This window comes from Bradyrhizobium sp. CCH5-F6 (assembly GCF_001556045.1).
GTDB lineage: Bacteria > Pseudomonadota > Alphaproteobacteria > Rhizobiales > Xanthobacteraceae > Bradyrhizobium.
On sequence record NZ_LSIC01000197.1, the window covers coordinates 1 to 18,899 of the forward strand.

Annotated in this window: 19 protein-coding genes; 5 read left to right on the forward strand and 14 right to left on the reverse strand. The window is 64.0% G+C overall.

Annotation, left to right across the window (positions count from 1 at the left end; all coding sequences use genetic code 11):
* Nucleotides 1–133 precede the first annotated feature (133 nt).
* The 5 genes from AX729_RS34070 to AX729_RS34090 form a co-directional block, all read right to left on the reverse strand.
* Nucleotides 134–757, reverse strand: a complete 624-nt coding sequence (locus AX729_RS34070) for a flavin reductase family protein (protein WP_061028837.1) — start codon at nucleotides 755–757, stop codon at nucleotides 134–136.
* Nucleotides 758–934: 177 nt separating this feature from the next.
* Nucleotides 935–1,534, reverse strand: coding sequence for a TetR/AcrR family transcriptional regulator (locus AX729_RS34075; RefSeq protein ID WP_061028656.1), 600 nt, complete (start codon nucleotides 1,532–1,534; stop codon nucleotides 935–937).
* Between the two features lie 34 nt (nucleotides 1,535–1,568).
* Nucleotides 1,569–4,706, reverse strand: coding sequence for an efflux RND transporter permease subunit (locus AX729_RS34080; protein ID WP_061028658.1), 3,138 nt, complete (start codon nucleotides 4,704–4,706; stop codon nucleotides 1,569–1,571).
* Nucleotides 4,707–4,884: 178 nt separating this feature from the next.
* Nucleotides 4,885–5,991, reverse strand: coding sequence for an efflux RND transporter periplasmic adaptor subunit (locus AX729_RS34085; protein WP_061028660.1), 1,107 nt, complete (start codon nucleotides 5,989–5,991; stop codon nucleotides 4,885–4,887).
* Nucleotides 5,992–6,194: 203 nt separating this feature from the next.
* Nucleotides 6,195–7,541, reverse strand: coding sequence for an MFS transporter (locus AX729_RS34090; RefSeq protein WP_061028661.1), 1,347 nt, complete (start codon nucleotides 7,539–7,541; stop codon nucleotides 6,195–6,197).
* 80 nt (nucleotides 7,542–7,621) lie between these two features.
* Here AX729_RS34090 and AX729_RS34095 point away from each other — a divergent pair, with 80 nt between their 5' ends.
* Complete coding sequence (locus AX729_RS34095) at nucleotides 7,622–8,038, forward strand: ribosomal maturation YjgA family protein (protein WP_061028663.1); 417 nt, start codon at nucleotides 7,622–7,624, stop codon at nucleotides 8,036–8,038.
* Nucleotides 8,039–8,130: 92 nt separating this feature from the next.
* Here the strand turns inward: AX729_RS34095 and AX729_RS34100 are convergent, their stop codons facing one another.
* From AX729_RS34100 to AX729_RS34110, 3 genes are all read right to left on the reverse strand, one after another.
* Complete coding sequence (locus AX729_RS34100) at nucleotides 8,131–9,297, reverse strand: winged helix-turn-helix domain-containing protein (RefSeq protein WP_061028665.1); 1,167 nt, start codon at nucleotides 9,295–9,297, stop codon at nucleotides 8,131–8,133.
* 112 nt (nucleotides 9,298–9,409) lie between these two features.
* The gene (locus AX729_RS34105) at nucleotides 9,410–9,655 is read right to left on the reverse strand and encodes a hypothetical protein (protein WP_061028668.1); all 246 of its coding nucleotides are present in this window, start codon (nucleotides 9,653–9,655) and stop codon (nucleotides 9,410–9,412) included.
* 120 nt (nucleotides 9,656–9,775) lie between these two features.
* A complete protein-coding gene (locus tag AX729_RS34110; protein ID WP_061028670.1) occupies nucleotides 9,776–10,012 on the reverse strand; it encodes a hypothetical protein in 237 nt (78 codons plus the stop codon).
* A 376-nt stretch (nucleotides 10,013–10,388) separates the two neighbouring features.
* Between AX729_RS34110 and AX729_RS34115 the strand changes: the two genes are divergently transcribed.
* Nucleotides 10,389–11,030 (forward strand): OmpA family protein, encoded by a 642-nt coding sequence (locus AX729_RS34115; protein ID WP_061028672.1) that lies wholly within the window; start codon nucleotides 10,389–10,391, stop codon nucleotides 11,028–11,030.
* Between the two features lie 58 nt (nucleotides 11,031–11,088).
* Here the strand turns inward: AX729_RS34115 and AX729_RS34120 are convergent, their stop codons facing one another.
* The gene (locus AX729_RS34120; protein ID WP_061028674.1) at nucleotides 11,089–12,519 is read right to left on the reverse strand and encodes a phospholipid carrier-dependent glycosyltransferase; all 1,431 of its coding nucleotides are present in this window, start codon (nucleotides 12,517–12,519) and stop codon (nucleotides 11,089–11,091) included.
* 51 nt (nucleotides 12,520–12,570) lie between these two features.
* On the opposite strand from AX729_RS34120, the gene AX729_RS34125 reads away from it, so the two are divergent.
* Together AX729_RS34125 and AX729_RS34130 are read left to right on the forward strand one after the other, a co-directional pair.
* A complete protein-coding gene (locus tag AX729_RS34125) occupies nucleotides 12,571–13,272 on the forward strand; it encodes a FecR family protein (protein WP_061028676.1) in 702 nt (233 codons plus the stop codon).
* A gap of 2 nt (nucleotides 13,273–13,274) precedes the next feature.
* The gene (locus AX729_RS34130) at nucleotides 13,275–14,426 is read left to right on the forward strand and encodes a hypothetical protein (RefSeq protein WP_061028839.1); all 1,152 of its coding nucleotides are present in this window, start codon (nucleotides 13,275–13,277) and stop codon (nucleotides 14,424–14,426) included.
* A 154-nt stretch (nucleotides 14,427–14,580) separates the two neighbouring features.
* Here AX729_RS34130 and AX729_RS34135 read toward each other — a convergent pair whose 3' ends face one another.
* The 3 genes from AX729_RS34135 to AX729_RS34145 all read right to left on the reverse strand — a co-directional run bounded on the left by AX729_RS34135 (nucleotide 14,581) and on the right by AX729_RS34145 (nucleotide 16,172).
* Complete coding sequence (locus AX729_RS34135; RefSeq protein WP_061028678.1) at nucleotides 14,581–15,069, reverse strand: VOC family protein; 489 nt, start codon at nucleotides 15,067–15,069, stop codon at nucleotides 14,581–14,583.
* Nucleotides 15,070–15,104: 35 nt separating this feature from the next.
* Entirely contained in the window at nucleotides 15,105–15,533 is a 429-nt protein-coding gene (locus AX729_RS34140; RefSeq protein WP_061028841.1) for a VOC family protein, read from the reverse strand.
* Between the two features lie 126 nt (nucleotides 15,534–15,659).
* Nucleotides 15,660–16,172, reverse strand: coding sequence for a cupin domain-containing protein (locus tag AX729_RS34145; protein WP_061028680.1), 513 nt, complete (start codon nucleotides 16,170–16,172; stop codon nucleotides 15,660–15,662).
* Nucleotides 16,173–16,305: 133 nt separating this feature from the next.
* On the opposite strand from AX729_RS34145, the gene AX729_RS34150 reads away from it, so the two are divergent.
* Nucleotides 16,306–16,524, forward strand: coding sequence for a CsbD family protein (locus AX729_RS34150; protein ID WP_061028682.1), 219 nt, complete (start codon nucleotides 16,306–16,308; stop codon nucleotides 16,522–16,524).
* 104 nt (nucleotides 16,525–16,628) lie between these two features.
* Here the strand turns inward: AX729_RS34150 and AX729_RS34155 are convergent, their stop codons facing one another.
* Nucleotides 16,629–17,093, reverse strand: a complete 465-nt coding sequence (locus AX729_RS34155) for an FKBP-type peptidyl-prolyl cis-trans isomerase (RefSeq protein ID WP_061028684.1) — start codon at nucleotides 17,091–17,093, stop codon at nucleotides 16,629–16,631.
* A 176-nt stretch (nucleotides 17,094–17,269) separates the two neighbouring features.
* Nucleotides 17,270–18,856, reverse strand: coding sequence for a gamma-glutamyltransferase (ggt, locus tag AX729_RS34160; RefSeq protein ID WP_061028687.1), 1,587 nt, complete (start codon nucleotides 18,854–18,856; stop codon nucleotides 17,270–17,272).
* Between the last annotated feature and the right edge of the window lie 43 nt (nucleotides 18,857–18,899).

Here is an 18,899-nt window from a genome sequence, read left to right on the forward strand (position 1 = left end):
CGCGAAGCGTGAGCTATGGTGCGCAATTGCGCACCTGAGAATCCATCGTGCGGCAGCGTCGGTGGATGAATGGATTCCGGGCTCGACGCTACGCGTCGCCGCGGAATGCCGGTGGGCTAGAGTTTGGGCCGGCCTAATCCGGCCGGATCATCTCGAACATGTTTTCCGGCTTGATCTCGAAATAATCGCCGCGGCGGCCGGCGCGGACGATCGGGCGGGCGGCGGCGGTCTGGTAGACGCCGTCCATGATCAAGGTCTTGTCGATGTGGACGGCGACGACCTCGCCGAGCGTCAGCCAGGCGTCGGTCTCCTTGCCGTCGGCGCCCTTGAGGCGGACGATGTCGGACACCTTGCACTCGAAGGCGACCGGGCTCTCAGCCACGCGCGGCACGTTGACGAGCTTTCCGGGTACGGCGGTGAGCCCTGCAAGCTTGAACTCGTCGACCTCGGGCGCGACATGCGCCGCGGTCGCGTTCATCTGCTTCGCAAGGTCCATCGTGGCGAGATTCCAGACGAACTCGCCGGTCTGCTGCATGTTCTCGACAGTGTCCTTCCAGTTGGTGGAGGAGAAGCCGATGATCGGCGGCACGTAACAGAACGCGTTGAAGAAGCTGTAGGGCGCAAGATTGACGTGCCCCCTGGCGTCGCGGGAGGAGATCCAGCCGATCGGCCGCGGCGCGATGATGGCGTTGAAGGGATCGTGCTTGAGGCCATGCCCCTTGGAAGGCTCATAAAAGTACAGGTCTTTGTCGGTCACGCGGTGCTTCCTTCTCGTCATTGCGAGCGCAGCGAAGCAATCCAGAATCCCTCCGCGGAGACAGTCTGGATTGCTTCGCTGCGCTCGCAATGACGGCGTTTGTTGGTCCGTCCTGGCCGCCTCCAGCCGGTCAGCCCGGGGCGGCCGGCTGCTTATAGAGGGAAACCCACCGCCTCGTCAGTGGCGTGGCGACAGACCCGCGATGACGAAATCGATCATCTGGTCGATGGTCGGGCCAGGCTTGGTGGCACATTGGGCGATCATCTGGGGGTGGAAGAAGCGCACCATCGCAGTGCAGGAACACATCGCAGCCAGCTGCAGGTCCGGCGCCTCGAACTCGCCGGAGGCGACGCCTTGGGCGATCATCTGGCCGACCACGCCGGCGACACACTCCATATGGTTGACGCAGACCTGCCAGTCCTCCTGCATCGCGATCTCGACCATCTCGTGCAACTTGTTGTCGCCGACATAGCGCTCGGTGTTCATGCGGTGGATGGTGGTGAGCAGCTCGCGGAAGCGCTCCTTGACCGGACCGGGTTTTGCGACGATCCGCTGGGCTTCGAGCTCGACCTCGCCCATGAGCGAGCGGGCCACCGCCTGATGGATCGCTTTCTTCGATTCGAAGAAGCGATAGACGTTGGCGGGGCTCATCCGGAGCTCCTTGGCGATATCCCCGACCGTGGTCTTCTGGTAGCCGATCTGGCGGAACAGCCGCTCAGCCACCTCGAGAATACGATCCCGGGTGTCGCCTTCGATATGTTCCGCAACCAGTGTCATTTGTCAGGACTCGTCCGTCAGCACTTCATGTCACTTATTCAGCCGCTTCAGCAAGCGGAATTGCCGGATGCTCATCGCTGCCATGCTGCGGCGCGGCAGGCTGTTCGGGGGTACCTGCTTCATCCAGGCTCTTCCTGAACCACAGCGCGTAGAGACCCGGCAGATACAGGAGCGTCAGGAAGGTCGCGACGAACAATCCGCCCATGATGGTGATCGCCATCGGGCCCCAGAAGGCCGAGCGCGACAGCGGAATCATGGCGAGGATGGCGGCGAGCGCCGTCAACACCACGGGCCGGGCGCGGCGGACGGTGGCTTCCACGATCGCCTCTCGGCGCGTCAGGCCGTGCGAGACGTCGGTCTCGATCTGGTCGACCAGGATGACCGTGTTGCGCATGATCATGCCGGCGAGCGCGATCAGACCGAGCAGCGCCACGAAGCCGAACGGCGCGTTGGCCACGTTGAGCCCGAGCGAGGCGCCGACGATGCCGAGCGGCGCGGTCAGGAACACCAGGATCAGGCGCGAGAAGCTCTGCAGCTGGATCATCAGCAGCGTCAGCATCACCATGACCATCACCGGGAAGAGGATGAAGATAGAGGCATTGCCCTTGGCCGACTCCTCGAAGGCGCCGCCCGGCTCGATTCGGTAGGCGGGCTCGAGATGGTCCTGGATCGCCTTCAGCTTCGGCGCGATCTGATTGGTGACGTCGGGCGCTTGCACGCCGTCGACGACGTCGGAGCGCACGGTGATCGCCATGTCGCGGTTGCGCCGCCACATGATCGGCTCTTCATGGGCATACTCGATCTTGGCGATCTGCTGCAGCGGCACAGCCACCCCATTGCGCGAGGTGATGGTGAGATCACCGACACCGCCGAGGTCGAGGCGTTCGGACGGGACCGCGCGGGCAACCACGCCGACCTTCTCGATGCCGTCACGCACGGTGGTGACCTGCGAGCCCGAGATCAGCATGGAGAGCGCCTGCGAGACGTCCTGGGGGGTCAGGCCCATCGCGCGAGCGCGGTCCTGGTCGACGACGAGCTTGAGGTAAGGCGACTGCTCGTTCCAGTCGAGCTGGACGTCCTTGACGCTCTTGTTCTGCCGCATGACGTCGCGGACCTGGTAGGCGATCTCGCGCACCTTGTTGGCGTCGGGGCCGATCACGCGGAACTGGACGGGGAAGCCGACCGGCGGGCCGAAATTGAAGCGGTCGACGCGCACGCGCGCCTCGGTGAGCATGCCGTCGGCGACCGCATTCTCGATCTTGGCCTTGATGCGTTCGCGCGCCTCGACGCCCTTGGCGACGATGACGATCTCGGCGAACGCCTCGTTCGGGAGCTGCGGATTGAGGCCGAGCCAGAAGCGCGGCGAGCCCTGGCCGACATAGGAAGTATAGGTCTCGATGTCCTTGTCGTCCTTGAGCAGCGTCTCGGCCTTCTTCACCGTCTTCTCGGTGACGTTGAAGGCGGTGCCTTCAGGCAGGCGCAGCTGGAAGAACAGCTCGGGCCGTTCGGACAGCGGGAAGAACTGTTGCTGCACCTGGCCGAAGCCGACGATCGAGGCGACGAAGACGCCGACGGTCGCAACCACCACCGTGATGCGGTGGTTGACGCACCATTGCACGATGGCGCGCAGGCCGCGGTACATGCGGGTCTCGTAGATCGCGTGCGGGTCGCTGTTGTGGTGGGCCTTCATATCGGGCAGCAGCTTGACGCCGATATAGGGCGTGAAGATCACCGCCACGAACCAGGAGGCGACCAGCGCGATCGCCACGATCCAGAAGATGCTGCCGGCATATTCGCCGACCGCGGAATTGGCAAAGCCGATGGGGAGGAAGCCAGCGGCCGTGACCAGCGTTCCCGTGAGCATCGGAAACGCAGTTGATTCCCAGGCAAAGGACGCCGCGCGCATGCGGTCCCAGCCCTGCTCCATCTTCACCACCATCATCTCGACCGCGATGATGGCGTCGTCGACGAGCAGGCCGAGCGCAATGATCAGGGCGCCGAGCGTAATGCGATGCAGGTCGAGCGACATCGTGTTCATGACGATGAAGACGATGCCGAGCACCAGCGGCACCGACAGCGCGACCACGATGCCGGTGCGCCAGCCGAGCGCCAGGAACGAGACGAACAGCACGATGACGAGCGCCTCCATGAAGGAGCGCACGAACTCGCCGACGGCGTGCTCGACCACCTTGGGCTGATCGGCGATGAGCTTGACGTCGATGCCCTGCGGCACCGACTTCATGAATTCGGCCGTCGCCTTCTCGACCTCCTTGCCGAGATCGAGGATGTTGGCGCCCTTGGCGGTGACGACGCCGATACCGATCGCGGGCTTGCCTTCCTGACGGACGACGAAGCTCGGCGGATCGACAAAGCCATGGGTGACGGTGGCGATGTCGCCGAGCCGGAACACGCGGCCGTTGCTCTCGACCGGCGTTTCCGCGACGGCCTTGGCGCCGTCGAGTGCGCCGGTGACCCGCAGCGGCACGCGCTGCGAGGAGGTCTCGACCGTGCCGGCCGGCGTCACGTTGTTCTGCTTGGCGAGCGAATCGAACAGCGCCTGCGGCGTGATGCCGAGGGTGGCGAGCTTGGCGTGGGAGAATTCGACGAAGATGCGCTCGTCCTGATTGCCGTAGACGTCGACCTTGGTGACGCCGGGCACCTTAAGCAGGCGCTGGCGGAAGCCTTCCGAGACCTTCTTGAGCTGGGCATAGTCGGCGCCATCGCCGGTCATCATGTAGAGGATGGAATCGACGTCGGAGAACTCGTCGTTGACCACCGGCCCAAGGATGCCGGACGGCAGCTGGCCCTGCACGTCGACCAGCTTCTTGCGCAGCAAATAGAAGAGATAGGGCACGTCCTTCGGCGGCGTGCTGTCGCGGAAGGTCACCTGGAGCGCGGTGAAGGCGGGCTTGGAATAGGTCTGCACCTTCTCGAAATAGGGCAGCTCCTGGATCTTCTTCTCGATGGGATCGGCGACCTGGGTCTGCATCTCCTGCGCGGTCGCGCCCGGCCAGATCACGGAGACGTTGACCACCTTCACCGTGAAGAACGGATCCTCGCCGCGGCCAAGCTTCGAATAGGAGAAGAGGCCGGCGACGCCGAGCACGATCATCAGGAAGAGCACCAGCGTCGGATGGCTGACGGCCCAGGCCGAAAGATTGAAGCGCTTCATCGCACTCTCCGAAAGACGATCCAATTGCCAAAAACGACAGCCAGCCTGTTCAACACATCATCGCGAGGCAGCGAAGCAATCCAGGGGGCTGGGCAAGTTCTGGATCGCTTCGCCGCTTCAGCCCCAGCATTTGCGCTCGGGCCGAAACTCGCCTCGCAAAGACGGCAACTCGTAAACCTTAGAACGACAGCGACGACACGATCCGCACCCTCTGGTTCGGATCGAGCTTCTGCACGCCAAGGGCGACGATCTTGGCGCCCTCTTCCACACCGCCGGTGATGATCACGTCGTTGCTCTCGTAGGACTTCACCGTGACGGGCTTCAGTGTGACCGCGCCGTTGTCGTCGACGACGTAGAACGACGGCTTGTCGCCTGCATTGAACAGCGCCGACAGCGGCAACCGTGCGACGCGCTCGGTGGCGGCGTCCGACAGCGTCAGCGTCGCGGTCATGCCGAGCGCAACCTTGTCGTCGGCCTCGGGCAGCGAGAATTTTGCAAGGTACGTCCGCGTGGCCGGATCGGCTGTCGGCGCGATCTCGCGCAGCTTGGCCGCGTATTTCTTGTTCGGCTCGGACCAAAGAGTGACGCTGGCGGCGCCCGTCTTGGCGCGCCCGACCAGCGTCTCAGGGATCGCGACGACCGCTTCCTTCTCGGCAAAGCGGGCGACACGGATCGAAGCCTGGCCCGCGGCAACCACCTGGCCGGGCTCGATCAGCGTTGCGGTGACGACGCCACGGGCGTCGGCATTGAGCGTCGCGTAGGAAAGAGAATTCTTGGTCAGTTCGACCGAGCGCTCGGCCCGGTTCAGGCGCGCACGGGCCTCGTCGGCGGCAGCGCGGCTCGAATCCAGCTGCGCATCGGTGGTCCAGCCCTTGGCCTTCAAATCCTTGGCGCGCTGCTCGGCGGCGGCGGCCTGGGCCAGCACGCCGGTCGCGGCAGTCTGCTCGGCGACGGCCTGCTCGGCCTGGAGCTTCAGATCCACCTCGTCGAGGGTGGCGAGCGGCTGGCCGATCTCGACGGTCTGGCCGACCTCCACCAGGCGCTTGGCGACCTTGCCGGCGACGCGAAAGCCGAGATCGCTCTCGATCCGGGGCCTGATCGTGCCGACGAAGCTGCGCTCCGGCGTCTCGGCAACATAGTGCGCGGTCGCGACCAAAACCGGCCGCGGCGGCTCCGCCTTCTCGGCGACGGTGTCATTGCACCCGGCCAGCGCTGCGGCCATCAGGGCCAGCGACATACCTACCAATAGCTTGGAATAGCTGGACAAAACGGACCGGACGAACATGAAAGGACACTCCTGCAGCTCGAATGAGAGGAATGTCGACTAATCACTGATGAAAGTCAATATTCGTCAGTCATCAGGAAAGCGTGATCGTTAAGAGGCGGTAACCTCTCTGATATCTTGGCGAGCGCAAGGGCCATGACTCTTGAAGTGGGCGACTACTCGCCACGCGTGTCCGGGCCCTGGCTTTGCGAGGGCCGCGTCGGTTACGGCCTCTCGTCGGCGAACTCGTGCTTGCTGTCGTGGCCACCGACGAAGACAAGGATTCCGGCGATCAGCGGCAGCGCCGCGAGCACGAGGAGGCCGGTCGAGGTCTGGCCGGTGGCTTCCTTGACCCAGCCGATCAGGTAGGGACCGCCGAAGCCCGCGAGATTGCCGATCGAGTTGATCAGGGCGATGCCGCCGGCAGCCGCGGTGCCGGAGAGCCACGCGGTCGGCAGGGTCCAGAACACGCCGAAGCAGCAGAACACACCGATCGCGGCCACCGTCAGCACCACCATCGTCAGGGTGGGATCGGTGAGATAGGAGGAGATGGCGAGCGCGACGGCGGTGAGCAGCAGCGGTGCGCCCACATGCATCACGCGTTCACGCGTCGCATCCGAATGCCGCGCCCACAGGATCATGGCGATGGTGCCGAACAGATACGGGATCGCGGTGACGAAGCCGGTCTGCGCGTTGGTGAGGCCGAACGCCTTGACGATCTGCGGCAGCCAGAACTGCATGCCGTAGAGCGCGCCGACGAAGCCGAAATAGATCAGGCTGAGCGCGATCACCTTCGGCGAAGACAGCGCCTCGCCGAGCGACAAATGCTTCGCCGCCTGCTTTGCGGCGACTTCCGAGTCGAGCTTCGCCTTGAGCCAGGCTTTCTGCTCGGCCGAGAGCCAGTCGGCCTTCTCCGGCTTGTCGGTCAGATAGAACCAGGTGACGATGCCGAGCAGCACGGACGGGATGCCCTCGATGATGAACAGCCACTGCCAGCCCTTCAGGCCCATCATGCCGTCGAGCCCGAGCAGCAAGCCCGAGACCGGCGCGCCGATGACGGTCGAGACCGGCACCGCAATGGCGAAGGCCGCAAGAAAGCGGGCGCGATATTCGGCCGGATACCAATAGGTGAGGTAGAGGATGATGCCGGGAAAGAAGCCGGCCTCGGCGACGCCGAGCAGGAAGCGCAGGACGTAGAAGCTCGTGACGCCGCTGACCGCCGCCATCAGTGCCGAGATGATGCCCCAGGTCACCATGATGCGGGCGATCCATCGGCTCGCGCCGAATTTCTCCAGCGCGAGATTGCTCGGCACCTCGAAGATGAAGTAGCCGATGAAGAAGATGCCGGCGCCCCATGAGAAGATCAGCGGGGTGAACTTCAGCTCCGCGTTCATGGTGAGCGCGGCGAAGCCGAGATTGACACGGTCGAGATAGGAGAAGAAGTAGGCCAGCACCAGGAACGGAATCAGCCGCCACGAGATGGCGCGGATGGTCGATGTCTCGATTTCGCTCTTGCTGACGTTCTTGCTGGCACCGCCGGCGGAACCGGCATAGGCGGTGGTCTGGCTCATGGCTTCCCCCGGGTTGTTGCTTTTCTAGGGCCTGAGTGGCGGTTTTGAGCATCGCGGGCAAAGAGTCAATGGAGCGAGCAATGCATGTGGCGCAACCGGATCAACCTGTTGCGCCGATCCGGACATCGCTGATCCGCGCAGCGCTCGCGCTCGCTGTGATCGCCTGCGGGCTGAGCTTGCGCTGGTACGGCTTTCCGCTCGGGCTTCCAGCCTTCGTGGTGAAATATGGCGGCTCGCTGTTGTGGGCGACGATGGTGTTCCTGCTCGTCGGGGGTGCGCTGCCGCGCCTGCCCCGTACGCAGATCGCAATCATCGCAATGACAATCGCGGCCCTGGTCGAGTTCTCCCGGCTGGTGCATACGCCTTGGCTCGATGCGTTCCGGCTGAGCACGGCCGGCGCGCTGCTGCTGGGGCGCATCTTCTCGCTGTGGAATTTGGCAGCTTATGCGGTGGGTATCTTGCTCGGCATTTGCATCGATCGGCTCGTCGCGCGGTAGCGCCGTGCCCACCATTTCGCCTCATGTCGTGGCAATGGTGGCACTCTAGGCTTTGCCTATCTTTGCGAGAGCGGCACCGTGGCGAGCAACATTCACTCCGCCAATTGAAACCGCTCGAAACGATCGAGCTCGTCCTCGATTTTCCGCTTGAGCTCCTTGCGGCCTGCCGTCTTCTTGCCCTGCCCGACCCAGGTCCATTTTTGTATGGTGAGCTTCTTCGCCTGCCGGTCCGTCTTGAGGTCGAGCGCGGCGACGATCTCGTCACCGACGAGCACCGGCAACGCGAAATAGCCGAGCTTGCGTTTGGCTTTCGGCACATAGGCCTCGAACAAATGGTTGTAGCCGAAGATCAGATTGGTACGCTTGCGCTGGATGATCAGGGGATCGAACGGCGAGAGGATGTGGACGAGATCGGGCGACGGCCCCTCGCCGACCGCCTCCAGCGCTGCAGGCGAGACCCAATGTTCCTGCTTGCCGGCGCCCTCGAGCGCGACCGGCACGAGTTCGCCGCGGCGGACGCGCGAGGCAAGCAGGCGCGCGACCGGCTTCTTGCTCGGCGCGTCGAGATGGCAAATCGAATCCAGGCTGACCACGCCCTGCGCCCGCAGCGCGCGGTCGAGCAGATAGGCCGTGACGTCGCTTGCCGACGCCGGCCGCGGCAGCCTCTCCCAACCGAAATGGCGCGTCATCAGTTCGTAGGTCTTGAGCATGCCCCGGCGCTCGCTGATGGTGACGTCGCCGGTATAGAAGGCGAGTTGTAAGGCGCGCTTCGAAGGCTTGCGGCTCTGCCAGAGGTGCTCCTTTTCGACGAGCACGTCGTCCTCGATGTCTCGGATCGTCAGCGGCCCGGCGCGCAGCAGCCGCATCACCTTGCGCATGTCGGCCGGCTTCACCGAGGCGAACCATTTGTGCCCTTCGCGCCGGTGCTCCCGCATCGCCGGAAGGAAGAAGCGGAAGTCGGCGGCCGGCACGTAGGAGAGCGCGTGCGTCCAGTACTCGAAAACGCTCTTGTCGTCGCTTTGGGCCTGGCGCAGATCGGCGCGGCGGTAGGACGGAATGCGGCTGAACAGGATGTGGTGGTGGCAGCGCTCGATGACGTTGATGGTGTCGATCTGCACATAGCCGAGATGCGCGACCGCATCCGCCACGGCCTGCGCGCCGACGCCGAACGGCGTGCGTTCGTCCAGCCGCTGCGCATGCAGCCAGATCTGCCGGGCCTGTGCGGTCGAGAGAGGAAGAGGTTTCGGGGCGCGGGACATTGCGAAATGCAATGTAGCCGGATTCGCCGCGAGGCAAAGAAGCAGAGACACGAAAAGGCCGCGCTGCCATCTGCTGCCAGCGCGGCCATCACGTCCGGGATCGGCGGGAGGCCTACTTCATCGCCATCGCCTTCTCGGCGTTCATGTAGTGCTTGCAGGCGCCGCGCATGTTGCCTTTGCTCATGTCGGAATTGGCCGAGGCCATCGACTTCCTCGCTGCGATCTTGCCCGGCGTGTCTTCGCCGCCCATCCCGGCAACGAGCTTGGCCATATTTGCACTGGTGCACGCCATCTTGGCGGCGGATGCGGGGGACAGAGCAAGCGCCACGAATGCCGTCGCGAGCAACAGGGTCTTCATCAATTTTCTCCTCCGGAAAAGGAAGCCGGCCCAATACCGGCCACCGCAATTGCCATTCTTCAGTGACAAGTTTTCAGGGAGAAGACATTTTCGTTGCTGCGCCGCAACGCCATCCCGCCATCAGCGTGCGGCTTTTGGGCGCTCCCCGAGGCTACCCGTGGCAACGTCCGGCTCGCAGATGGCCCTGCCGCGGGCCTCCGCCTGGCAGCGATAGACGCTGCCGGTGAGGCGGTCGACCAGCCACATGTTCTCGTCGGTCGGCCCCTCCAGGCCGACGTAGCGGGAGGTCAGCCCCGTGATCAACGTCGAGAGCAGGATCGCCACTGCGATCATCGCCGCGCCGACATAGATGGGCATTGAGCTCAGGGATACTGTCCGATCCGGCGGGCCGCTGCGATAGTAGTCACGCTGATAGTCACTTGGCCTCGGCACTGGGCGGAACTCGGCTCCCGTCGCGGACGAATTGTCGATTGATTGAAGCGTGGTAAGCGGCCATCTCGACGAATTCTTGTTCGCGGGCGGGCCGTGAGACGACGCCTTTGCGTCGACCGGTGAACACGGCCTTCCCGGGACCCTCGGGGCGGGTGCGAAGCAAACCGCGAAACGATCGAGCCACACCACGTTGAACCCGGCTCGCAATTTCGAATGTGACAAAGATCACATCAACGTCTTTGAACCTGCCCTAGGCTCGCAGCATCAAATCGCCATCAGGCGTAACAGCGAGGATACGACAATGACCCGTTTTGATAAGTTTTTTGGATTGAAGGCGATTACCCTCTCCGCGGCCCTGTCGATGACGGCGGGCATGGCCCTGGCCGGAGACAACAACGTCTCCACCGACAAGATCCTGGATGCACTGAAGCCCAAGCCGTTGACTCGCGGCCTGTCTGTCGGGCCGCAGGCCGATACCGCCGCACAGGCCAAGGAATCGACCTTCCTGAACACCGTGCGCAATCGCTCGACCCGGTCGCTCTCGATCGGCGAACGCGAGCAGATCGCCGAGCTCGCGGCGACCAAGCCGAAGATCGATCTGGAGATCCAGTTCGACTACAACTCGGCCGACATCGCCAAGAGCTCGATGGCCTCGGTGCAGGCTCTCGGCAAGGCCCTGTCCGATCCGGCGCTGAAAGGCTCCACGTTCGTCGTCGCCGGCCACACCGACGCGACCGGCGGCGAAGAGTACAATCAAGGGCTCTCCGAACGGCGCGCCGACACCATCAAGAAGTACCTGGTGCAGAATTACGGCCTCAACGGCACAGATCTCGTGACCGTCGGATACGGCGAGACCAAGCTGAAGGACGCCTCCAAGGGCGGCGACCCGATCAACCGCCGCGTCCAGGTCGTGAACATGGACACCAAGACCGCGTCGAAATAAATCGAAGGCATTTCGTCGCAAGACGGCGCCGCCTGCCCTCCCCTGGCAGGCGGCGTCGTCATATCCAGCTCTGAAACAGCATCAATCGATTGAAGGTCTGCATCGAGACGCCGACGAAGGCCGCGGAGATCGGCAGCATGACGGCAAAGCCGGCCGCGGCGACGGCGACATAGGCCCACAGCAGCCAGCGCGGCAGCCCCTTCCGGCGCAGCACATAGACCAGCGCAAGCGACGCCGCGGTGGCGGCGGGAAGATAGTAGTAGATGAAGCCAAGCGTACGCGGCAGCAACGCCCAGGCGAGCCATGGGCCGAAATAGAATGCTGCGATCAGGAACGCATCCCAGCGGCGCGCCACGATGAAATCTCGCAGCACGATGACGAGCGCGAGCAGCGCCGGCCACAACACCAGCGGATTGCCGAGGAAGACGATCGCAGCGACGTTGTCCCCTGTCGTCTTGTCGAACAGGAACCACACCGGGCGCGCGAGCAGCGGCCAGGATGGCCAGCTGCTCATATAGGTGTGGCCGGCAATGGCCGTCGTGGTGTTGTCGGCAAAGATGCGCCGCTGGGCTTCGATCAAATCCGGCAACGACACTCCGTGGAGCGGAACGAAGGCGGCAAGATACGTCATTGCCGGCAAGATAGCGAAGCAGAGCGCGACATGATGCAGCTTCAACCCGGGCCAAAGCGCCGGCCGATACCAGTCGTCCGGCCTGGCATCGGCAAACAGCGTGCTCCAGCCCTGCATCAGGCGGATCACCGCGACGACGACGATGCAGACGCCGAGCGGAAACAGGCCGCTCCATTTGCAGGCCGCAGCAAGTCCGAACAGGGCTCCCGCCGCGGCAAACAAGGCATGCGGCCGCTCTCGTCCAAAGCCATGCATGAAGGCGGCGGTCGCAAGCAGGCCGAAGCCCAACGCAAAAATGTCGAGCATGGCGATGCGCGCCTGCACGTACAGCATCTGGTTGAACGCCGCAATCAGCGCCGCGGCGATCGCCGGTCCTTGCGCGGAGAACAGCGCGAGGCCGCACAGATAAATCGCGACGAGCGCGAGCGCGCCGAACAATGTCGCGGGATAGCGCCAGCCAAACGCGTTGTCGCCGAAAGCCGCGATCGACGCAGCGATCAGCTCCTTGGCCAGCGGGGGATGCATCGGATTGAGCATCGGCTGCGACATCGCAGGCGTCAGCATCTGCCGCGCCGCCGGCACGTAATGCACCTCGTCGAAGACGAACTTCTCGGGCGTCGCCAAGCCGATCAGCAGCGCAAGATGGCCGACCAGGAAAATTGCGACAGCAATCACTGCGCTTCGCGACAATTCCGGAACTGCGATCGCTCCAAGCGGCTGCTGTGGGGATGTTTTGCGTGGCAAATTTGCGTCACCGCGGACAAAAATAGAGATCGTCGTTTTCATTGAACGCATTCTGCCGCAACTGTCACTAAGCATAACGCACGTCCCGCGCCGCTTGTGATAATTCCGCCACATCGCAAGCGCGCGCGATCCGGTACGATCAGGGACAAATCGATCGGTTGCGAAATGAATTTGCGTTTTTGGCTTTTCCCCATCCTGTCGTCGGCCGCACTATGCGCGGCACCATGCGCGCAAGCGCAGACACGCGTCGGCCAAGCCGTCGTGGTCCAGAATGAAGTGGTGCGCGTCGCCGCGACCACGACGCCGATCAACGTCGGCGACAGCATGCTGCGCGACGAGACCGTGCGCACCGGCGCCGATAGCGCGGCGCGCTTCGTCATGGCCGACAGCACCAATCTGTCGCTGGGGCCCAGCGCAACACTGAAGCTCGACCGCACCGTCTTCAACGACGAGCACAGCTATCGCGACGTCGCGATCCGCATGACCACAGGCGCGTTCCGCTTCGTCACCGGCAACTCCGACAAGGCTGCCTACAAGATCACGACGCCACTCGCGACCATCGGTGTGCGCGGCACCACGCTCGACATCCTCTCGCAGCGCGGACGCTCCGTGGTCGTGCTTCAGGATGGCGCAGCCAGCGTCTGCACCAAGAGCGGCCAGTGCGTGCAGCTCACCCAGCCCGGCGACACCGCAATCATCACCTCGACCGGCGGCAAGGTGAGCATCACCAAGTCCAGCACGCCGCCCTGGACGTTCGCTGCCAACTGCGCCGCGAGTGCCGGGCTGTGCGCCGTCAACCGGTACGCCGGCGCCTCGCCGACCATCACGCCCGCCGTCCAGGACGACAGCATGCTGTGCGGGCGCTGACGATGGCAAAGTTCAACGTCAGGCGCCTCATACTCGCCACTGCGCTGACCGCGATTGCGGCGTTTGCGCTTGTCGCATTCAATGCCGGCCCGGCGGCTGCGCAGGAGTCGGAGTGCGGGTCCGAGTGCGAGCCGAATCCCACTCCGTCCCCGACCTATTCTCCGTCGCCGTATCCGTCACCCACTCCGACTCCCTCCCCGTCGCCGAGCCCCTATCCGTCGCCGTCACCAAGTCCGAATGCTCCGCCGTCGGGACCGACCGGCGCCGATTCCAGCGGCAATTCGATCGGCGGCCTCGCCAATCAGCGCTTCAACCAGATGATCACCAACCGCGTGCTCGGCACGGTGCTGCTCGGCGTCAACGAGCAGATCAATTGCGGCGACTGCGTCAGCGCGTTCGGCTCGGCGGGCTCGTTCTCCGCCGGCATCCACGGCCGCAAGGCGCTGACCAACAATCTGTCGCTGCTCGCCGGCATCGCCTACACGCACTACGATGGGCGTGGCTACGAGATCACCAGCGCACCGATCGGCGCTTTCGCGCTACGCTATGACTTCACCGATTGGGGCTCGTCGCGCCCGTTCTTCGACGTCGGCACGATCCTGACGCCGTGGGAGAAGGCTCGCTACACGCGCAGCTACGACACCAGTCTCGGGCCGGTGAGCGTGACCAGCTCGACCAACGCCTCGAACTACGCCGTCTACGGCCGCGCCGGCTGGATAAGTCGCCTCTCGCCACGCGACGAGGTCGCGGCCTCGATCGAGGTCTGGCAGCTCTGGCAACGCGTGTCGGGCTACACCGACAGTGCAGTGGCCTTCAATCCATTCGATGCCAGCATCGCGACCGGTACCGACCGCACCAGCCTCGTCAAGATCGGCGGCCAGTGGACACACCTCTTCGGCAGCAACATCGAGACCAACATCAATGGCGGCTGGGTGCAGTCGTTTGCGAGTCACAGCGGCATCGTCGCGACCGTGACCGGCAACGGCACGGTGGTGCCGACCATGGGCAACCAGGGCTGGTTCGAATATGGCGGCCGCCTCGGCTTCCGCGTGCAAAAGGGCTGGATCGTGGACCTCTTTGCCAACGGCACGCTGGGCCCGCAGCCGGTCGGCAACACCATCCACGGCGGCGTCGGGCTGCGGATCAATTATTAGGCCTTGCTCTCACCTCAGATTCCGCCGTCATGCCCCGCGCAGGCGGGGCATCCAGTACGCCGCGGCCTTTCGGCTCAATCAATGCCGTCTCGGAGTACTGGATCGTCCGCCTTCGCGGACGATGACGAAGCGTGTGAGGCGCGCGCGTGCCGCCTCACGCCGCCGACTTGCCCTCGAACGCCCGGCGCAGCACGTCCACGTCGAGCTTGACCATCTTCAGCATGGCCTGCACCGCGCGCGCGGCCGCCGCCTTGTCCGGGCTCGACAGGAACTCGAACATCACTTTCGGCACCACCTGCCAGGCCACGCCCCAGCGATCCCTGAGCCATCCGCACTGCTCTTCCTTGCCGCCGTGGGCGAGGAAGGCGTTCCAGACGCTGTCGACCTGCGCCTGGTCGTCGCAATGGATCATCAGCGAGATCGCGTGGGTATATTCCATCTTCATACCGCCATTGAGCGCGACCAGGGGCTGTCCGGCCAACGTGAACTCGACGACGAGCACAGAGCCTTCCTTGCCGGAGGGACCGTCCGAAACGTTGCGCTGGACGTGCGTGATCTCCGAATCCGGAACGAGCGAGACGTAGAATTTTGCAGCGTCCTCGGCGTCGCCGTCGAACCACATGCAGGGCACCAGCTTGGACATCGTAAATGCTCCTCTTCAGATCGTCTGGGCTCGGATCAGGCGTTTGCCATGTCGGGCTGCAGAGGCGCGGCCGCGAGATCCATCCAGTTCACGCCCCACATGTGGCCATCGGGATCTTCAAAGCTGCGGCCGTACATGAAGCTGTATTCGTCCTTCGGGCTGGGATCGGCCACCCCACCGGCAGCCTCGGCCTTGCCGACAAGATCGTCGACCTCGCTGCGACTGTCCGCGGACAGGCAAAACAGCGCCTGGTTCGAGGACTTGGCATCCGCGATCGGCTTCGGCGTGAACTGGCGGAATTTGTCGTGAGTCAGCAGCATGGCGTAGATGGTCTCGGAAAAGACCATGCAGCTCGCCGTATCATCGCTGAATTGCGGACTCTTGACCGCGCCGATCGCCTCATAGAAGGCAGTCGCGCGCTTGAGGTCGGTGACCGGCAGATTGACGAAGATCATCCTGGGCATCGGAAGCTCCTTGGCGGGTTCTGACCAAGGACGGACGGCCAGACGGCCATCCGACATCGCTTCCGACTTTTTTTGGACCCCGATCTGCCGGGTTCTGTCGCACCGACCCGGTGTGCCCTCGACGGCTTACTTTTTTTCGTTCGGATCGCGGTGAACCGGATCGATCCACAGCACGGTCTCGGGTTTCTCGACCGGCTCGATGTCGAGATTGATCGCGACCGCCTCGCCGTCGCTGCGCACCAGCACACATTCCAGCACCTCGTCCGGGCTGGCATTGATCTCCTGGTGCGGCACGTAGGGTGGGACGAAAATGAAATCGCCGGGCCCGGCTTCCGCAGTGAATTGCAGGCTCTCGCCCCAGCGCATCCGCGCCTTTCCCTTCACGACGTAGATGACGCTTTCGAGATGGCCGTGGTGATGCGCGCCGGTCTTGGCATCCGGCTTGATGCTGACCGTACCCGCCCACAATTTCTGCGCGCCCACGCGCGCGAAATTGATGGCGGCCGCGCGGTCCATGCCGGCCGTCGACGGCACGTTGGTGTCGAGCTGGTTGCCGGGGATGACGCGCACGCCGTCATGTTTCCAGCGATCGTCGTGATCGTGTGCATGATGAGTGTGCGAGTGATCATGGCCGGTCATGGGGATTCTTCTTTCTGTTGGTTCCGTGTGCGGCAAATTAACCCGAAGCGGGCTGCACTAGCCATACCCAAAATCGGAACCCTTATCGCCGCCCCGTGTTGTCATTGCGAGCAACGCAAAAGGAGCATTTTTCATGGGCAGCACCACTGACAAGATCAAGGGCACCGCGAACGAGGCGATCGGCAAGGCCAAGCAGGGCATTGGCGAAGCCACCGGGTCCGATCGCCTGAAGGGCGAAGGCGTCATCCAGGAAGTGAAGGGTAAGGGCCAGCAGGCCATGGGCGATGCCAAGGATGCCGCGAAGGATGCCGTGGATCGCGCTGCGGCCGCGGCGAAACGTGCAACGGACTAAGACACTCCGCACTGTTAGCCAAAGGACCGGCCGCGAGGCCGGTCCTTTTGTTTGCGTGGTCTTCATCCGTCATGGCCAGGCTTCACCCCGGCATGAGGCAGACGTCACTTCACGGCGAGCAATTCCACGTCGAACATCAGCGTTGCGTTCGGCGGGATCACGCCGCCGGCGCCGCGCGCGCCGTAGCCGAGCTGCGGCGGAATGATCAGCGTACGCTTGCCGCCGACCTTCATCGAGGCAACGCCTTCGTCCCAGCCGGCGATGACGCGGCCCTTGCCGATCGGGAACTCGAATGGCTCCTTGCGATCGACGGAGGAGTCGAATTTCTTGCCCTTCTGGCCGTTTTCATAAAGCCAGCCGGTATAGTGCATCACACAGATCTGACCGGGCTGCGGCGAGGCACCGGTGCCGACGCTGGAGTCGATGATCTGCAAGCCTGAAGCTGTGGTCATGGTCTTTCCTGCGGTCTGGGCCGAGGCCGTGGTGGAAACGAAATGCGACACGCTGGCGATCACGGTGATCGCGAGTGCCGACATCAGGGCGAGAAGCACGCGCTGGAAACGCCGCATAAAACACCTTCCGTTCGAGGCGGGAGGTGTCTAGCCCAACGGCGTCGCCGTTTCCACCCCTCAGATCCCGATATTCTCCGTTTGACCGGCAACTTGCGATGAAGGGCGGCGCAGCAGATGCCGCGCCGCCCTCCGTCAACTTTTCCTGATCTTGTGCGCGGAACCCCCGCGCGAGCTCAATAGCCGAGCGCGCAGCCATCCTTGCGCGGATCGGAGCCGCCGGTGAGCGTGCCCTTGTCCCAGTCGATCCAGATCGCCTGTGCGCCGCCGAGCGGGCTGACCACGCTAGTCGTCTTGTGGCCAAGCTTCTTCAGGCCTTCGACGATCGCGGCCGGGACGCTGTCCTCGAGTTGATACTGGCCCTCGTAGTGCAGGCCGCGGGGCATGTCGATCGCCTCCTGCACGTCGCAGCCGTAATCGAGGATGTTGGTGAGAAGATGGGTCTGTCCGGTCGGCTGGTACTGGCCGCCCATCACCGCAAACGACATCGTGGACCGGCCGCCCTTGGTGAGCAGCCCCGGCATGATCGTGTGCAGCGGACGCTTGCCGCCTTCGATGCAGTTGGGATGGCCGGGCTGGATGCGGAAGCCGCCGGCGCGGTTCTGGAACAGCACGCCGGTCTTGTTCGACACGATCGCCGAGCCGAAGGAATGCGCGACCGAGTTGATGAACGAGCAGACGTTGCGGTCCTTGTCCACCACCGTGATGTAGATGGTCGAGGGGTTCATCGGCGGCGCGACGTTCGGCAGGTCGAGCATGCCGTCCATGCGGATCTTGCTGATATACTCGTCGGCAAAGCTCTTTTCGAGCATCTCGGCGACGTTGATCTTCATGTGCTCGGGAGAGGCGACGTGCATCTCGCGATTCATGTAGGCGACGCGGGCGGCTTCTGCTTCGAGATGGAAGCGCTCGACGCTCACGGGCGCGTACTTGGTCAGGTCGAAGCGCGAGAGGATGTTGAGCATCAGAAGCGCGGTGACGCCCGGGCCGTTCGGCGGGCACTGCCAAACGTCGTAGCCCTTGTACATGGTGCCGATCGGCGTCGTCACCTCTGTGGTATGCGCGGCGAAATCATCGAGCGTGTGCAGGCCGCCGATCCCCTTGAGGGTCTCGACCATGTCTTCCGCGATCGGTCCCTTGTAGAAGGCATCGCGGCCGTCCTTGGCGATCGCGCGCAGGGTCTTGCCGAGCTCGGCCTGGCGGATGACGTCGCCAGCCACCGGCGGCTTGCCGCCCGGCAACAGGTAGCGCACGGTGTTGGTGCCATTCTTCAGCTTCTCGAACTGGTTCTTCCAGTCGAAGGCGATGCGGGGCGCGACGACATAGCCTTCCTCGGCCGCCTTGATCGCGGGCTGGAGCAGGCGGTCGAAACCGAACTTGCCGTGGTCGCGCAGAACCGTCGCGAAGGCATCGATCACGCCGGGGATCGAGACCGCATGCGCCGAAGTCAGCGGCACGGAGTTGATCTTGCGCTCGAGATACCAGTCGGCGTTCGCCGCCTTGGGCGCGCGGCCGGAGCCGTTATAGGCGATGATCTTGCCCTCGCCGCGCGGCTGGATCAGCGCAAAACAGTCCCCGCCGATGCCGGTCGACTGCGGCTCGATCACGCCGAGCAGGGCAGAGGCGGCAACGGCCGCGTCCACCGCCGTGCCGCCCTCACGCAGCACCTCGATCGCCGCGAGCGAGGCCTGCGGATGCGAGGTCGCCACCATCGCGTTGGTGGCGTGGACCGTGGACCTGCCGGGAAAATGAAAGTTTCTCATCGAATGTCTTGCTCTCTTGGCCGTCGGCGCGGATGGCGCGCCA

Excerpts from the sequence above, each read along its gene's own strand:
- AX729_RS34120 (WP_061028674.1), bottom strand. The coding sequence starts at position 12,519 with ATGTGGCGGAATTATCACAAGCGGCGCGGGACGTGCGTTATGCTTAGT.
- AX729_RS34100 (WP_061028665.1), bottom strand. The coding sequence starts at position 9,297 with ATGTCCCGCGCCCCGAAACCTCTTCCTCTCTCGACCGCACAGGCCCGG.
- AX729_RS34130 (WP_061028839.1), top strand. The coding sequence starts at position 13,275 with ATGGCAAAGTTCAACGTCAGGCGCCTCATACTCGCCACTGCGCTGACC.
- AX729_RS34115 (WP_061028672.1), top strand. The coding sequence starts at position 10,389 with ATGACCCGTTTTGATAAGTTTTTTGGATTGAAGGCGATTACCCTCTCC.
- AX729_RS34135 (WP_061028678.1), bottom strand. The coding sequence starts at position 15,069 with ATGTCCAAGCTGGTGCCCTGCATGTGGTTCGACGGCGACGCCGAGGAC.
- AX729_RS34110 (WP_061028670.1), bottom strand. The coding sequence starts at position 10,012 with ATGCCCATCTATGTCGGCGCGGCGATGATCGCAGTGGCGATCCTGCTC.
- AX729_RS34140 (WP_061028841.1), bottom strand. The coding sequence starts at position 15,533 with ATGCCCAGGATGATCTTCGTCAATCTGCCGGTCACCGACCTCAAGCGC.
- AX729_RS34105 (WP_061028668.1), bottom strand. The coding sequence starts at position 9,655 with ATGAAGACCCTGTTGCTCGCGACGGCATTCGTGGCGCTTGCTCTGTCC.
- AX729_RS34090 (WP_061028661.1), bottom strand. The coding sequence starts at position 7,541 with ATGAGCCAGACCACCGCCTATGCCGGTTCCGCCGGCGGTGCCAGCAAG.
- AX729_RS34080 (WP_061028658.1), bottom strand. The coding sequence starts at position 4,706 with ATGAAGCGCTTCAATCTTTCGGCCTGGGCCGTCAGCCATCCGACGCTG.
- AX729_RS34150 (WP_061028682.1), top strand. The coding sequence starts at position 16,306 with ATGGGCAGCACCACTGACAAGATCAAGGGCACCGCGAACGAGGCGATC.
- AX729_RS34125 (WP_061028676.1), top strand. The coding sequence starts at position 12,571 with ATGAATTTGCGTTTTTGGCTTTTCCCCATCCTGTCGTCGGCCGCACTA.
- ggt (WP_061028687.1), bottom strand. The coding sequence starts at position 18,856 with ATGAGAAACTTTCATTTTCCCGGCAGGTCCACGGTCCACGCCACCAAC.
- AX729_RS34145 (WP_061028680.1), bottom strand. The coding sequence starts at position 16,172 with ATGACCGGCCATGATCACTCGCACACTCATCATGCACACGATCACGAC.
- AX729_RS34155 (WP_061028684.1), bottom strand. The coding sequence starts at position 17,093 with ATGCGGCGTTTCCAGCGCGTGCTTCTCGCCCTGATGTCGGCACTCGCG.
- AX729_RS34085 (WP_061028660.1), bottom strand. The coding sequence starts at position 5,991 with ATGTTCGTCCGGTCCGTTTTGTCCAGCTATTCCAAGCTATTGGTAGGT.
- AX729_RS34075 (WP_061028656.1), bottom strand. The coding sequence starts at position 1,534 with ATGACACTGGTTGCGGAACATATCGAAGGCGACACCCGGGATCGTATT.
- AX729_RS34095 (WP_061028663.1), top strand. The coding sequence starts at position 7,622 with ATGCATGTGGCGCAACCGGATCAACCTGTTGCGCCGATCCGGACATCG.